This window comes from Streptomyces sp. NPDC002787, from assembly GCF_053592095.1.
Genome location: NZ_JBSFVC010000004.1, coordinates 185,607 through 200,043, shown reverse-complemented (window position 1 = coordinate 200,043; position 14,437 = coordinate 185,607). Strand labels below are relative to the sequence as shown.

At 69.8% G+C, this 14,437-nt stretch carries 17 protein-coding genes; 12 read left to right on the top strand and 5 right to left on the bottom strand.

Features of this window, described 5'->3' with window-relative positions; all coding sequences use genetic code 11:
• Positions 1–46 precede the first annotated feature (46 nt).
• Both ACWD26_RS06960 and ACWD26_RS06955 read left to right on the top strand, forming a co-directional pair.
• On the top strand, positions 47–1,153 hold the full coding sequence (locus ACWD26_RS06960) for an amidohydrolase family protein (protein ID WP_451267020.1): 1,107 nt from the start codon (positions 47–49) through the stop codon (positions 1,151–1,153).
• Between the two features lie 18 nt (positions 1,154–1,171).
• On the top strand, positions 1,172–1,939 hold the full coding sequence (locus ACWD26_RS06955) for a nucleotidyltransferase (RefSeq protein WP_451267018.1): 768 nt from the start codon (positions 1,172–1,174) through the stop codon (positions 1,937–1,939).
• Position 1,940: 1 nt separating this feature from the next.
• Here the strand turns inward: ACWD26_RS06955 and ACWD26_RS06950 are convergent, their stop codons facing one another.
• The 4 genes from ACWD26_RS06950 to ACWD26_RS06935 are packed head-to-tail and all read right to left on the bottom strand — an operon-like array spanning position 1,941 to position 5,555.
• Positions 1,941–2,951, bottom strand: coding sequence for a COX15/CtaA family protein (locus ACWD26_RS06950; protein WP_451267016.1), 1,011 nt, complete (start codon positions 2,949–2,951; stop codon positions 1,941–1,943).
• A 60-nt stretch (positions 2,952–3,011) separates the two neighbouring features.
• Positions 3,012–3,791 (bottom strand): ABC transporter permease, encoded by a 780-nt coding sequence (locus ACWD26_RS06945; RefSeq protein ID WP_451267014.1) that lies wholly within the window; start codon positions 3,789–3,791, stop codon positions 3,012–3,014.
• The gene (locus tag ACWD26_RS06940) at positions 3,788–4,711 is read right to left on the bottom strand and encodes an ABC transporter ATP-binding protein (protein ID WP_451267012.1); all 924 of its coding nucleotides are present in this window, start codon (positions 4,709–4,711) and stop codon (positions 3,788–3,790) included. Before ACWD26_RS06940 ends, ACWD26_RS06945 begins: the two co-directional genes overlap by 4 nt.
• 10 nt (positions 4,712–4,721) lie before the next feature.
• Positions 4,722–5,555, bottom strand: a complete 834-nt coding sequence (locus ACWD26_RS06935) for an aminoglycoside N(3)-acetyltransferase (RefSeq protein WP_451267010.1) — start codon at positions 5,553–5,555, stop codon at positions 4,722–4,724.
• A gap of 161 nt (positions 5,556–5,716) precedes the next feature.
• Between ACWD26_RS06935 and ACWD26_RS06930 the strand changes: the two genes are divergently transcribed.
• The 8 genes from ACWD26_RS06930 to ACWD26_RS06895 all read left to right on the top strand — a co-directional run bounded on the left by ACWD26_RS06930 (position 5,717) and on the right by ACWD26_RS06895 (position 12,264).
• Positions 5,717–6,448 (top strand): helix-turn-helix transcriptional regulator, encoded by a 732-nt coding sequence (locus tag ACWD26_RS06930; RefSeq protein WP_451267008.1) that lies wholly within the window; start codon positions 5,717–5,719, stop codon positions 6,446–6,448.
• Entirely contained in the window at positions 6,445–7,869 is a 1,425-nt protein-coding gene (gene sufB / locus ACWD26_RS06925) for a Fe-S cluster assembly protein SufB (RefSeq protein WP_033527159.1), read from the top strand. The genes ACWD26_RS06930 and sufB overlap by 4 nt, the downstream gene beginning before the upstream one ends.
• 61 nt (positions 7,870–7,930) lie before the next feature.
• Positions 7,931–9,112, top strand: a complete 1,182-nt coding sequence (gene sufD / locus ACWD26_RS06920) for a Fe-S cluster assembly protein SufD (protein WP_451267006.1) — start codon at positions 7,931–7,933, stop codon at positions 9,110–9,112.
• Positions 9,112–9,429, top strand: coding sequence for a bifunctional 3-phenylpropionate/cinnamic acid dioxygenase ferredoxin subunit (locus ACWD26_RS06915; RefSeq protein ID WP_389430390.1), 318 nt, complete (start codon positions 9,112–9,114; stop codon positions 9,427–9,429). The genes sufD and ACWD26_RS06915 overlap by 1 nt, the downstream gene beginning before the upstream one ends.
• Before the next feature lie 7 nt (positions 9,430–9,436).
• Positions 9,437–10,201 (top strand): Fe-S cluster assembly ATPase SufC, encoded by a 765-nt coding sequence (sufC, locus tag ACWD26_RS06910; RefSeq protein ID WP_086799345.1) that lies wholly within the window; start codon positions 9,437–9,439, stop codon positions 10,199–10,201.
• A complete protein-coding gene (locus tag ACWD26_RS06905) occupies positions 10,198–11,454 on the top strand; it encodes a cysteine desulfurase (RefSeq protein WP_451267003.1) in 1,257 nt (418 codons plus the stop codon). The genes sufC and ACWD26_RS06905 overlap by 4 nt, the downstream gene beginning before the upstream one ends.
• 16 nt (positions 11,455–11,470) lie before the next feature.
• Positions 11,471–11,935 carry a Fe-S cluster assembly sulfur transfer protein SufU gene (gene sufU / locus ACWD26_RS06900; protein WP_451267001.1) on the top strand — a complete coding sequence of 155 codons (465 nt, stop codon included), beginning with the start codon at positions 11,471–11,473 and terminating at the stop codon, positions 11,933–11,935.
• A complete protein-coding gene (locus ACWD26_RS06895) occupies positions 11,932–12,264 on the top strand; it encodes a metal-sulfur cluster assembly factor (RefSeq protein ID WP_020130530.1) in 333 nt (110 codons plus the stop codon). The genes sufU and ACWD26_RS06895 overlap by 4 nt, the downstream gene beginning before the upstream one ends.
• A 73-nt stretch (positions 12,265–12,337) precedes the next feature.
• Here ACWD26_RS06895 and ACWD26_RS06890 read toward each other — a convergent pair whose 3' ends face one another.
• Positions 12,338–13,261, bottom strand: coding sequence for an AbfB domain-containing protein (locus ACWD26_RS06890; RefSeq protein ID WP_451266999.1), 924 nt, complete (start codon positions 13,259–13,261; stop codon positions 12,338–12,340).
• A gap of 294 nt (positions 13,262–13,555) precedes the next feature.
• Between ACWD26_RS06890 and ACWD26_RS06885 the strand changes: the two genes are divergently transcribed.
• Together ACWD26_RS06885 and ACWD26_RS06880 are read left to right on the top strand one after the other, a co-directional pair.
• On the top strand, positions 13,556–13,876 hold the full coding sequence (locus ACWD26_RS06885; protein WP_451266997.1) for a DMT family transporter: 321 nt from the start codon (positions 13,556–13,558) through the stop codon (positions 13,874–13,876).
• The gene (locus tag ACWD26_RS06880; protein ID WP_451266995.1) at positions 13,876–14,412 is read left to right on the top strand and encodes a TetR/AcrR family transcriptional regulator; all 537 of its coding nucleotides are present in this window, start codon (positions 13,876–13,878) and stop codon (positions 14,410–14,412) included. Before ACWD26_RS06885 ends, ACWD26_RS06880 begins: the two co-directional genes overlap by 1 nt.
• Positions 14,413–14,437 lie beyond the last annotated feature (25 nt).

The following is a 14,437-nucleotide window of genomic DNA, read 5'->3' as shown; positions in this document are numbered from 1 at the left end:
CCGTTAGGCCTGTGGGAGCACACAGGTCCAGTCGCGGGAGTGCCGGATGATCGAAACGCCGTCCCTCGTGGACCAGTACTGCCACGGCGTACTGAGAACGGAACTGGGCCTCGGCACCTTCGAGGCCCACCTCGCCCGGAGCGAGGGCCCACCGGCGCCCGGCACCACCTTCTTCGACACCCAGACGGGCTTCGCCGTACGCCGCTGGTGCCCGCCCCTGCTGGGCCTGGAACCGCACTGCCCGCCCGCCCGCTATCTCGCCCGGCGCCGCGAACTGGGCGTACTGGAGGCGGGTCGCAGACTCCTGCGGGGCAGCGGCATCACCACCTACCTCGTCGACACCGGACTGCCCGGCGACCTCACCGGCCCGGGCGAGATGGCCTCCACGGGGGACGCGGACGCCCACGAGATCGTCCGCCTGGAACTCCTCGCCGAACAGGTCGCCGACACCTCCGGCACGGTCGAGTCCTTCCTGGCCAACCTCGCCGAGTCGGTGCACGCGGCGGCCGCCAACGCCGTCGCCTTCGCCTCGGTCGCGGGCGTACGGCACGGTCTGGCGCTCGCGCCCGAACCACCCGGCCCGGGAGAGGTGCGAGGCGCCGTCGGCCGCTGGCTCGCGCACCGGCCGGTCGGCGGGACGCTCACCGACCCGGTCCTGCTGCGCCATCTGCTGTGGATCGCCGTCGCCTCGGGCCGTCCCCTCCAGCTCCACGCCGGCCTCGGCGAACCGGGCCTGCGGATCGACCGCACCGACCCCGTCCTGCTCACCGACTTCGCCCGCGCCACGGCCGGCCTCGGCACCGACCTGGTCCTGCTGCACGGCTACCCGTACCACCGGCACGCGGCCCACCTCGCGGGCGTCTTCCCGCACGTCTACGCCGACCTGGGCGCAGAACTCGTCCGCACCGGCGCCGGGGCCACCGCCGTACTCGCCGAGGTCCTGGAACTCGCCCCCTTCGGCAAGCTCCTCTTCTCCAGCGGCGCCCACGGCCTGCCCGAGCTGCATGTGGTCGGGGCCCGGCTCTTCCAGGAGGCGCTGGCACGGGTGCTGGGGACCTGGGTGGCGGAGGGCGCCTGGTCACCGGCGGACGCGCAGCGCGTGGCCGGACTGATCGCGGCGGGGAACGCGCGGCGGGTGTACGGGCTGGAGTGAGCTGTGGAGACTGAGCGCATGACACCTGGCAACGCGACCGTCGGCTTACTCGGCCCGGACACCGACACCGAGGCCCTGGTCGAACGCTTCCTGGACGGACTCGGGGAACTCGCCCCGCTCGCCGTCTGGGCCCACGGCTCCCTGGGCGGGGGCGACTACCAGGAAGGCCGCAGCGACCTGGACCTGATCGCGGTCCTGGACGGTCCGGTCACGGCCCGGACGGCCTGGCGGGTGGCACGGCTCCACGCCCGTCTGCGCCACGAGCCGCTGGCGCCCCTGCTGCACTGCACCTATCTCACCCCCGGCACGGCGGACGACGCCGACCGCAAGCACCTCACCTGGGCACACGCGCACCTGTTCCGCCGTACGGTCACCCCCGTCACCCGGCGCGAACTGCACACCTTCGGCGTCGTCCTGCACGGCGAACCGCCCGAGGCGCTGCTCCCGCCGGTGTCGGACATCGAACTGGACGCCTTCGTCGTCCGCGATCAGCAGGAGTTCTGGCGCCCGGCGGTCGACAAGGCACACCTCTGGGAGCAGGACGTCTGGGTCAGCCTCGGCCTGCTCACCTTCGCCCGGGCCACCGCCACCCTGCGCGAGGGCCGTCTGATCACCAAGCGCGAGGCCCTGGACCTGCTGCCCGCGCTGGGGGCGCCCGCCGAGGTGGTCGAGGACATCAGGGGGCGCCGGTACGGAAAACCGACGGGGAAGGTGCCCCGCAGAGGCGAGCTGACCAGGGCGTACCTCGGCCCGGCGATCGACGGCCTCGTGGCGGCGTGCGGCTGACTCAGCCGTGTGCCGCGACCGGTGTCTCCGCCGCCGGAGCGGGCACGTCCACCTCGTCCGCCGGCCGCTCCCGCAGGGACAGCAGGACCCGGAGGGTGGCGATCCACACCAGGCAGGAGCCGAACATGTGGGCGCCGACCAGGATCTCGGGGAGGTCGGTGAAGTACTGGACGTAGCCGACGGCACCCTGCGCGAGGAGGATCAGGAACAGGTCGCGGGTGCGGTCCAGCGTCCCGCGTGGAGCGGCGACGGCCTTGAGGACGAACCACAGGGCGAAGGCCAGCGTCACCACGATCCAGGCCAGCACGGCGTGCAGCTTGGTGACGTTCTCCCAGTTCAGCGGGATGCGATAAACCTTGCTGGAGTCACCGGCGTGCGGGCCGGCGCCGGTGACGACCGTGCCCACCGCGATCAGCAGCAGCGTGACACCCACCAGGACCCACACCAGCTGCCGCACCGCCTGGCCGACCAGCGGACGCGGGGCGGAGTCGCTTTCACCGGTGCGGTGCCACATCACGGCGGCGACGGCGATGAGCAGCGTGGAGAGCATGAAGTGCGCGGCCACCGTGTACGGGTTGAGGCCGACCAGCACGACGATGCCGCCGAGCACCGCGTTGCTCATGACGACCCAGAACTGCGCCCAGCCCAGCCTGGTGAGGCCGCGCCGGTACGGCTTCTGGGAGCGCGCCGCGATGATCGCCCAGCCGACCGCCGCGCACAGCACGTACGTCAGCAGGCGGTTGCCGAACTCGATGTAGCCGTGCACGCCCATCGCGCGGGTGGCGGTGAGCGAGTCGTCGGTGCACTTGGGCCAGGTCGGGCAGCCAAGGCCCGACCCGGTGAGCCGTACGGCCCCGCCGGTCACCACGATGACCACCGCCATGACGAGGGCGGCGAGCGCCGCGCGCCGGACCGTTCTGGGGTCCGGGGTCCAGCGTTCGGCGATGAAGGCGAGCGGGTTGCGCGCAGCGGAGACGAGGTCGTCGCGGGTCACTTTCGGCACGCGCACCATGGTAGGCCCGCCGCTTGTGCACGCGTTCACGAGGGGTGCGACTCCGGCTGTGACCTGCGGTTACTCCCAGCGGAAGAACCGGGCGGCCGCGCCCAGCCCGAGCACCGCCCACACGGCGAGGATCCCGAGGTCGCCCCACGGCATCCCGGCGCCGTGCTGGAGGACGTCCCGCAGGCCCTCCGACAGGGCTGAGATCGGCAGCAGCCCGAGCACGCTCTGCGCAGCGTCCGGGAACTTGTCCAGCGGGACGACGACGCCACCGCCGACGAGCAGCAGCAGGAACACCAGGTTCGCCGCCGCCAGCGTCGCCTCCGCCTTCAGCGTGCCCGCCATCAGCAGCCCGAGACCCGAGAAGGCCGCCGTGCCGAGGACGAGGAGGAGCAGCACGGCCAAAGGGTTGCCGTGGGGGGACCAGCCCATCGCGAAGGCGATCACCGTGAGCAGGGCGACCTGCAGGACCTCCGTGACCAGCACGGACAGGGTCTTCGCGGTCATCAGGCCCCAGCGCGGCAGCGGCGAGACCGCCAGCCGCTTCAGGACGCCGTAGCGGCGCTCGAAGCCGGTGGCGATGGCCTGCCCGGTGAACGCCGTCGACATCACGGCGAGCGCGAGGATGCCGGGCGCCAGGAAGTCGACGGCCTTCCCCTCGCCCGTGTCGACGATGTCCACCGAGCCGAACAGCACCAGCAGCAGCGTCGGAATGACGACCGTCAGGAGCAGCTGCTCGCCGTTGCGCAGCAGCATCTTCGTCTCCAGGGCCGCCTGAACCCCGATCATGCGGGGCAGGGGGGCGGCGCCCGGCTTCGGCGCGTACGTACCGGTGGGTGTACCGGTGCTCATGAGCGCAACTCCTTGCCGGTCAACTCGAGAAAGACGTCTTCGAGGGTGTGCCGCTCCACCGAGATCCTGTCCGGCATCACCCCGTGCTGGGCGCACCAGGAGGTGACGGTCGCGAGGAGCTGCGGGTCGATCTTGCCGGTCACCCGGTAGACACCGGGCGTCAGTTCGATGGCGGTGGAGTCCGCCGGGAGGGCCTTCAGCAGGGACGCCACGTCGAGGGCCGGGCGCCCGGTGAAGCGCAGGGTGTTCTCGGCGCCCCCCCGGCACAGCTCCTCGGGCGAGCCCTGGGCCATGACCTTGCCGCCGTCGATGATCGCCACGTCGTCCGCGAGCTGTTCGGCCTCGTCCATGTAGTGCGTGGTGAGGATGACCGAGACACCGTCCCCGCGCAGGTCCCGTACGAGGTCCCAGGTCGCCCGGCGGGCCTGCGGGTCGAGGCCGGCGGTCGGCTCGTCGAGGAAGACCAGCTCGGGGCGACCGACCACGGCCATCGCGAGGGCGAGCCGCTGCTGCTGGCCGCCGGAGAGCCGCCGGTAGGTCGTACGGCCGCAGGAGCCGAGGCCCAGACGTTCGATGAGGGCGTCCACGTCGAGGGGGTGGGCGTGCAGCTTGGCCACGTGCCGCAGCATCTCGTCGGCGCGGGCACCGGAGTAGACCCCGCCGGACTGGAGCATCACGCCGATCCTGGGCCGCAGGGCCGCGGCCTCGCGGACCGGGTCGAGGCCGAGGACCGACACCGAGCCGGAGTCCGGCTTCCGGTAGCCCTCGCAGGTCTCGATCGTGGTCGTCTTGCCCGCGCCGTTGGGGCCGAGCACGGCGGTGACGCCCACGCGGGCCGTCAGGTCGAGGCCGTCCACCGCGGTCTTGTCGCCGTACCTCTTCACCAGGGCCCGGACCTGGACCACGGGGTCGCTTCGCATGGGCCCGAGTCTAGGTACGCGGCCGGGTGCCGAGAGGGGCGGGTCCGGAGATCTCCTCCTCACGGGGACGGTGCGTCGGGAGCCAGCGCTCGGCGTACGCCACCGCGTCGGCCACCGGGAACAGTCGTACGTCCGCCGCGCCCACCCTGGCCCGCGTGATCCCGTGGTCGCGCTCGAAGTCGTACCCCAGCTCGTCGAAGCGGTCCGAGTCGATCGACACCTCGGTCACCACCTCCCAGCCGTCGGGGCCGGGGCGGCCGACCTGGACCAGCGGCGCGGGGATCCGGTACTCGGCGAGGTGGAAGCTGGTGCACGAGTCGTACCCCGCGCCGAGCAGGAGCACCCGGGCGCCCGCCTTCTCCAGCCGGGCCAGGGGGCTGCGCTCGCCGAGGCGGCAGTCGGGGGCGTGGTCCGCGAGGATCGCCGCCGCGCCCGGGCCGACCCCCGCGAAGGACGTCTGCGGGTGCGCGCTGCGCAGGGCGCCCGGCCAGGTCCGTACCGTCTCCGGGATGACACCGACCCCCCGGGTGGGCGTGGTGCGCGGGTCGTAGGCGGGCATGGTCGTCCGGATCAGCTCCCACCACTCCTCGGGCACCGGCGGGTACGCCCACAGCGCCGGGTCCGAGAGCTGGCCGGTCTGGCTCGGGACGACCAGGGTGCCGTCCGGACCGAGGGCGTCGAGCAGCGCCTGGACGACCGTGACGGCGCCTCCCGAGACCCAGCCCAGCGCGCTGAGCGAGGAGTGCACGAGGAGGGTCTCGCCGGGCTCGACACCGACGGCGCGCAGGTCCGCCGCCAAGCCGGCGCGGGTGACAAGAGGGCCGGTGGGAGGGGTTGTCGACATGGTGTGGCAGTCTTCCGGAGCCGCCTGCGCCGCGCCACCCGTTTGATCGATCAATGATCGTTCTCGCAGGTCATCTTAGGTATGCCTAAGTGATGTACGGCACCGCTCACCCGTCCGGACGCGGCTTGCCCAGCTCTGAGGAATTACGCAACAATGGCGTTGTGAAAAACGTTGGCGAGGCTCCGCAGGAGGAACTCGCGACCGGGGAGCGGTCCACACGCAACCGGGTCGCGCGGTCCATCCTGTCCCACGGCCCGTCCACCGTGGCCGACCTCGCCGGGCGTCTGGGGCTGACCCAGGCGGCCGTCCGCCGGCACCTAGACGCACTGGTCGCCGACGATGTCGTGCAACCCCGCGAGCAGCGTGTCTACGGCGCGCGCACGCGCGGACGCCCGGCCAAGGTGTTCGCCCTGACGGACTGCGGGCGGGACGCCTTCGACCAGTCGTACGACAAGCTCGCGATGGACGCGCTCCGCTGGATCGCGGAACAGGAGGGCGGGGAGCAGGCGGTCGCCGCCTTCGCCCGCGCCCGGATCGCCGCCCAGGCCGGCACCTACCGCGCGGCCGTGGAGTCGGCGGCCCCCGAACAGCGGACTGAAGCCCTGGCCAAGGCCTTGAGTGTCGACGGGTACGCTGCAACGGCGCGCAGCGCCCCCCACCCCCACCAGGGTGAGCAGCTCTGCCAGCACCACTGCCCGGTAGCCCATGTCGCCGAGCGGTTCCCGCAGCTCTGCGAGGCCGAGACCGAGCTCTTCGCCGAACTGCTCGGTACGCACGTCCAGCGGCTGGCCACCATCGCCCACGGCGACGGCGTCTGCACGACGTTCATCCCCAGAATTCCCAAGACAGCCACCAACGCATCCGCAAGCACCGCCGGGAGGAACCCCGCATGACGCTCCCCATCGAGGAGACTGCCCACCCCGAACTCGAGGGTCTGGGCAACTACGAATACGGCTGGGCCGACTCCGACGTGGCCGGTGCCTCTGCCAAGCGTGGTATCAACGAGGACGTCGTCCGCGACATCTCCGCGAAGAAGAACGAGCCGGAGTGGATGACCAAGCTCCGTCTCAAGGGCCTGCGGCTCTTCGAGAAGAAGCCCATGCCGAACTGGGGCTCGGACCTGTCGGGCATCGACTTCGACAACATCAAGTACTTCGTGCGCTCCACGGAGAAGCAGGCGGAGTCCTGGGAGGACCTGCCCGAGGACATCAAGAACACGTACGACAAGCTCGGCATCCCCGAGGCGGAGAAGCAGCGCCTCGTCGCCGGTGTCGCGGCCCAGTACGAGTCCGAGGTCGTCTACCACCAGATCCGTGAGGACCTGGAGGAGCAGGGCGTCATCTTCCTGGACACCGACACGGCCCTGAAGGAGCACCCGGAGCTCTTCAAGGAGTACTTCGGCACGGTCATCCCGGTCGGCGACAACAAGTTCGCGTCGCTGAACACCGCGGTGTGGTCCGGCGGCTCCTTCATCTACGTGCCGAAGGGCGTGCACGTGGAGATCCCGCTCCAGGCCTACTTCCGTATCAACACGGAGAACATGGGCCAGTTCGAGCGGACGCTGATCATCGTCGACGAGGACGCCTACGTCCACTACGTCGAGGGCTGTACGGCGCCGATCTACAAGTCGGACTCCCTGCACTCCGCGGTGGTCGAGATCATCGTGAAGAAGGGCGCCCGCTGCCGCTACACGACCATCCAGAACTGGTCGAACAACGTCTACAACCTGGTCACCAAGCGCGCCGTGGCGTACGAGGGCGCGACCATGGAGTGGATCGACGGCAACATCGGCTCCAAGGTCACCATGAAGTACCCGGCCGTCTACCTGATGGGCGAGCACGCCAAGGGCGAGACCCTCTCCATCGCGTTCGCGGGCGAGGGCCAGCACCAGGACGCCGGCTCCAAGATGGTCCACATGGCGCCGAACACCTCCTCCAACATCGTCTCGAAGTCCGTGGCGCGTGGTGGCGGTCGTACGTCCTACCGCGGTCTCGTCGAGATCGGTGAGGGCGCCGCCGGATCCAAGTCGAACGTGCTGTGCGACGCGCTGCTCGTCGACACGATCTCCCGCTCGGACACGTACCCGTACGTCGACGTCCGCGAGGACGACGTGTCCATGGGCCACGAGGCGACCGTCTCCAAGGTCTCCGAGGACCAGCTCTTCTACCTGATGAGCCGTGGTCTGAGCGAGTTCGAGGCGATGGCGATGATCGTGCGCGGCTTCGTCGAGCCGATCGCGAAGGAACTGCCCATGGAGTACGCCCTCGAGCTCAACCGGCTGATCGAGCTGCAGATGGAAGGCGCGGTCGGCTAAGGCCCGCACTCCACCACCAGCTAGAGAAATCTGACGTAGGAAAGAGAGCAGACCGACAGCCATGGCTGAGGCTCAGAACATCCCCGTGGGGTCCACCACCGCGGGCCAGATCGCGGTGGCCGCCGAGTCGACCGTCGCCACGCGCATGAGCGCGCCCCCGTCGTTCGACGTGGCGGACTTCCCGGTCCCGCACGGTCGCGAGGAGGAGTGGCGGTTCACCCCGCTGGAGCGGCTGCGCGGACTGCACGACGGCACCGCCGTCGCCACCGGCGAGGGCCTGAAGGTCGCCGTCGAGGCGCCCGAGGGCGTCACGGTCGAGACCGTCGACCGCGACGACGCGCGCCTCGGCAGGGCGGGTGCCCCCGTGGACCGCGTCGCCGCCCAGGCCTACTCGGCGTTCGAGAAGGCCGGTGTGATCACCGTCCCCAAGGAGACGGTCCTCACCGAGCCGGTCCGGATCGCCGTGCACGGCGAGGGCGGCACCGCCTTCGCCCACCAGGTCATCGAGCTGGGAGCCTTCGCCGAGGCCGTCGTCGTCATCGACCACACCGGTGACGCCGTGCTCGCCGCCAACGTCGACTACGTCCTGGGCGACGGCGCCAAGCTGACCGTCGTCTCCGTCCAGGACTGGGACGACAAGGCCGTGCACGTGGCCCAGCACAACGCCCTCATCGGCCGGGACGCGAGCTTCAAGTCGGTCGTGGTCACCTTCGGCGGCGACGTCGTACGACTGCACCCGCGCGTCTCCTACGCCGGTACCGGCGGCGAGGCCGAGCTGTTCGGGCTGTACTTCACGGACGCCGGCCAGCACCAGGAGCACCGCCTCCTGGTCGACCACAACGTCCCGCACTGCAAGTCCAACGTCGTCTACAAGGGCGCGCTCCAGGGTGAGGGCGCCCACGCGGTGTGGATCGGCGACGTGCTCATCGAGGCCAAGGCCGAGGGCACGGACACGTACGAGATGAACCGCAACCTGGTGCTGACCGACGGCGCCCGTGTCGACTCCGTGCCGAACTTGGAGATCGAGACCGGCGAGATCGTAGGCGCCGGTCACGCGAGCGCGACCGGCCGTTTCGACGACGAGCAGCTCTTCTACCTGATGGCCCGCGGCATCCCGGCCGACGAGGCCCGTCGCCTGGTGGTCCGCGGCTTCTTCGCCGAGCTGGTCCAGCAGATCGGTGTCGACGACATCCAGGAACGCCTTCTCGCGAAGATCGACGAGGAGCTGGAGGCCACGGTCTGATGGCTTTCGTACGCGCCTGCGGGCTGAGCGAGCTGGAGGAGGGCACCCCGAAGCGGGTGGAACTCGACGGCACGCCGGTCTCGGTCGTACAGACCGAGGGCGAGGTGTTCGCCATCCACGACATCTGCTCCCACGCGAACGTCTCGCTCTCCGAGGGCGAGGTGGAGGACTGTCAGATCGAGTGCTGGCTGCACGGCTCCGCGTTCGACCTCCGCACCGGCAAGCCGTCCGGCCTTCCCGCGACGCGCCCCGTCCCCGTATACCCCGTAAAGATCGAAGGGGACGACGTGCTCGTCTCCCTCACCCAGGAGTCCTGAGGCACCCATGGCAACGCTTGAAATCCGAGACCTGCACGTCACCGTCGAGGCCGACAACGCCACGAAGGAGATCCTCAAGGGCGTCGACCTCACCGTGAAGCAGGGCGAGACGCACGCCATCATGGGCCCCAACGGCTCCGGCAAGTCGACCCTCGCCTACTCGCTCGCGGGTCACCCGAAGTACACGATCACCGGCGGCACCGTGCTGCTCGACGGCGAGGACGTCCTGGAGATGTCCGTCGACGAGCGCGCCCGCGCGGGCCTGTTCCTGGCGATGCAGTACCCGGTCGAGGTCCCCGGCGTCTCGGTCTCCAACTTCCTGCGCACCTCCGCCACCGCCATCCGCGGCGAGGCCCCCAAGCTGCGCACCTGGGTGAAGGAGGTCAAGGAGGCCATGCAGCGCCTCAACATGGACCCCTCCTTCGCCGAGCGCAACGTCAACGAGGGCTTCTCCGGCGGTGAGAAGAAGCGCCACGAGATCCTCCAGCTGGAGCTGCTCCGGCCGAAGGTCGCGATCCTCGACGAGACGGACTCCGGTCTGGACGTCGACGCGCTGCGCATCGTGTCGGAGGGTGTGAACCGCGTCCGCGAGACCGGCGAGGTCGGCACCCTGCTGATCACCCACTACACGCGCATCCTGCGCTACATCAAGCCCGACCACGTGCACGTGTTCGCGAACGGCCGTATCGCCGAGTCCGGCGGCCCGGAGCTCGCGGACCAGCTCGAGGCCGAGGGCTACGACAAGTACGTGAAGGGTGGCGCATCCGCGTGACACAGCTGCCGGGCCTCCTCGACACCGAGGCGATCCGCAAGGACTTCCCCATCCTGGACCGCCAGGTCCACGACGGCCGGAAGCTCGTGTACCTGGACAACGCGGCGACCTCGCAGAAGCCGCGCCAGGTGCTGGACGCCCTGAGCGAGTACTACGAGCGCTACAACGCCAACGTCCACCGCGGTGTGCATGTGCTCGCCGAGGAGGCCACGGCGCTGTACGAGGGTGCGCGGGACAAGGTCGCGTCCTTCATCAACGCGCCCAGCCGCGACGAGGTGATCTTCACCAAGAACGCCTCCGAGTCGCTGAACCTCGTGGCGAACATGCTCGGCTGGGCCGACGAGCCCTACCGGGTGGACTCCGAGACCGAGATCGTCATCACGGAGATGGAGCACCACTCCAACATCGTGCCGTGGCAGCTGCTGGCGCAGCGCACGGGCGCGAAGCTGAAGTGGTTCGGGCTCACCGACGACGGCCGCCTCGACCTCTCCAACATCGAGGAGGTCATCACCGAGAAGACGAAGATCGTCTCCTTCGTGCTGGTGTCCAACATCCTCGGCACCATCAACCCCGTCGAGGCGATAGTGCGCCGGGCGCAGGAGGTCGGCGCCCTGGTCTGTGTCGACGCCTCGCAGGCCGCGCCGCACATGCCGCTGGACGTCCAGGCCCTCCAGGCCGACTTCGTGGCCTTCACCGGCCACAAGATGTGCGGTCCGACCGGCATCGGCGTCCTCTGGGGCCGCCAGGAGCTCCTGGAGGACCTGCCCCCGTTCCTCGGCGGCGGCGAGATGATCGAGACGGTGTCGATGCACTCGTCGACGTACGCTCCCGCCCCGCACAAGTTCGAGGCGGGCACCCCGCCGATCGCCCAGGCGGTCGGTCTCGGCGCGGCGATCGACTATCTGAACTCGATCGGCATGGACAAGATCCTCGCCCATGAGCACGCGATCACCGAGTACGCGGTGAAGAAGCTCGGAGAGGTCCCGGACCTCCGGATCATCGGCCCCACCACGGCCGAGGACCGGGGCGCGGCGATCTCCTTCACGCTCGGCGACATCCACCCGCACGACGTGGGCCAGGTCCTCGACGAGCAGGGCATCGCGGTCCGGGTCGGTCACCACTGCGCCCGCCCGGTGTGCCTGCGGTACGGAATTCCCGCGACCACCCGAGCGTCGTTCTATCTGTACTCCACGCCGGCCGAGATCGACGCGTTGGTCGACGGCCTGGAGCACGTACGGAACTTCTTCGGCTGATGGGACGAGCGATCGCATGAAGCTGGACTCGATGTACCAGGAAGTCATCCTGGACCACTACAAGCACCCGCACGGGCGGGGCTTGCGGGATGGCGACGCCGAGGTGCACCACGTGAACCCGACGTGCGGCGACGAGATCACCCTGCGAGTGAAGTACGACGGCACGAGGATCCAGGACGTCTCGTACGAGGGCCAGGGCTGTTCGATCAGCCAGGCTTCGGCCTCCGTGCTGAACGATCTGCTGGTCGGCAAGGAGCTCTCGGACGCGCGGAAGATCCAGGAGACCTTCCTGGAGCTGATGCAGTCCAAGGGGAAGATCGAGCCGGACGACGCGATGGAGGAGGTGCTGGAGGACGCGGTCGCGTTCGCCGGTGTCTCCAAGTACCCCGCCCGGGTCAAGTGCGCCCTCCTCAGCTGGATGGCGTGGAAGGACGCGACGGCCCAGGCGCTGGGCGCCGACGCCGAAAGGAAGACGGCATGAGCGAGACCCTGGAGATGAAGCCGGCCTCCGAGGAGGAGGTCCGCGAGGCCCTGTACGACGTCGTCGACCCCGAGCTGGGCATCGACGTCGTCAACCTCGGCCTGATCTACGGCATCCACATCGACGACGCGAACATCGCGACGATCGACATGACCCTGACCTCCGCGGCCTGCCCGCTGACGGACGTCATCGAGGACCAGGCCAAGTCCGCCACGGACGGCCTGGTCAACGAACTGCGCATCAACTGGGTCTGGATGCCCCCGTGGGGCCCCGACAAGATCACCGACGACGGCCGCGAGCAGCTGAGGGCGCTCGGGTTCAACGTCTGAGACCTGCGACATGGGTGTGGCCCCTGGCGAACTCGCCAGGGGCCACACCCATGTCCGCGGTGGTGGCGCCCCGTCAGGAGAAGCCCTTCACCAGGTTGAACGTGGCATCCGCGTAGAAATAGCCGCTGTGTTCGGCCCGCTCCAGGCGGAGCTGGAAGTTGCGGTGGCGGACGAAGTGGCCGGGGTAGTTCACCGACTCCAGCATCACCGAACCCGAGTACCCGGAGCGCGGGCAGAAGGTGGCGTCCTGCTTGAAGAGGTGGGAGCCGTCGTTGCCGGCCGCGCGGAGCACGAAGTTCTGGTGGCGTACGTAGCGGCCGTCCGCCATGCGGAAGGAGTAACAGGAGGAGTTGGCGAGCCCGGAGACGACCTTGAAGGAGGAGTCCTCCCTGGTCTCGCTTCCGCTGCGGGAGCTCACCTGGTCCAGCTGGATCACACCGCTGCGCAGATGCCAGTAGCGGTCCGGGTGGTTGACGGAGCGTACGGACTTGCGGGAGGTGGACGGCGGCTTCTTCGCGGGCGGCGTCGCCTTCGTGGGCTTGGACGTCGGCTTGGCCCCGCCCTGCTGGCTCTCCGAGGAGTCGGAGTCCTCGGAGCCTCCGGGCGCGGCGGAGTCCTTTTCCTTGTCCGCGTCGCCCTTCGGGTCCTCCTCGGAGCCCTGCGGCTCCGACAGGCCGCTTCTGCCGTCCGGCGCGCTGGTCGCGGAGGGCGACTCGGGCGGGAGGGAGAGGGAGGGGAGGATCCGGTCGTCGTCGGCGGAGGTGGTACGGCCCTCGCGGTGTGACGCGTCGTCAGGCCCCGCGTCCTGCAGGGTGAGTGTGGTCACGCAGGAGGAGACGACGGCGAGAGCGAGGGCACCGGCCAGCCAGAGGCGGCGCGTGCCCGGTATGCGTGTGTCGTTCGGGGCGACACCCGTTTCCCACACCTTCGCGGATCTGAGCGCGGGAAGGTTGGGCGTGGTCTGGTCCGGATCAGGTCCGGGCTTTTTTGGCGGCATGCGCGGGTCCTTCGGCGTCGCCAAAGGCGGACGCGAATCGTCATGCGGATCGGGGAAGGTGGTACGTGTCACCCGTGTGTGAAAACCCTGGCGGTCGTCACACAATCGGGAGATTGACCGTTGAAACAGTAGTGGACCAAGTGGTGTGCGTGGAGCCCTTTCCGAGAGCGCTTCCATAACAGAACGGCCCCGAAAACAGGGCCTCTTGCTGCTCGTCGACGGTCAATTCCGTCCATAAGCGCGCCTGTACGGCTGATGTGTACAGGCGTACGCATCATGTGTACGATCGTACACATGGGATACCTGTTGCTCGCCGCCGCCATAGCCGCCGAGGTGGCGGCCACCACCGCCATGAAGTACAGCGAGGGCTTCAGCAAGCCGTGGCCGTCGCTGGTCACCGGCGTGGGCTACGTCGTCTCGTTCGTGCTGCTCGCCCAGGCGCTCAAGTCGATGTCGATCGGTACGGCGTACGCGATCTGGTCCGGGGTCGGCACCGCGACCGTCGCCGCGCTCGGGCTGGTGCTCTTCGGGGAGGGGCTGAGCTTCGCCAAGATCGCCGGGATCGTGCTGATCATCATGGGAGTGGTGGTGCTGAACCTGGGAGGCGCCCACTGATGGCCCGGCGCTACGACCCCGAGCGGCGGCAGCGGATCATCGACGCGGCGATCCGGGTCGTCGGGGAGAAGGGCATCGGCGGGCTGAGCCACCGCACGGTGGCCGCCGAGGCGGACGTACCGCTCGGCTCGACGACGTACCACTTCAAGGACCTCGACGACCTGCTGGTCGCCGCCCTGCGGCAGGCCAACGAGGGCTTCGCCAAGACCTTCCCCCTGCGCGGCGCCCTGGCGGACCCCGGCGGCGACCTCGCCGCCGACCTCGCCGCGCTGGCCGCCGAATGGTTCGCCGGCGGCCGCACGGGGCTGGAGGTGGAGTACGAGCTCTACCTCGCCGCCCTGCGCCGACCCGCCCTCCGGCCCGTCGCCGACGAATGGGGCCGCGGCTTCGCCGACTGCCTCGCCCACCGCACCGACCCCGTGACCGCACGGGCCCTGGTCGCGCTGATCGACGGGATCTGCCTGCAGGTGCTGCTGACGGGGGCCCCGTACGACGAGGAGTACGCGCGGGAGGTGCTGGCGCGCGTGATCCCCTGAGAGACCCTTGCCGGACGACTTCGCG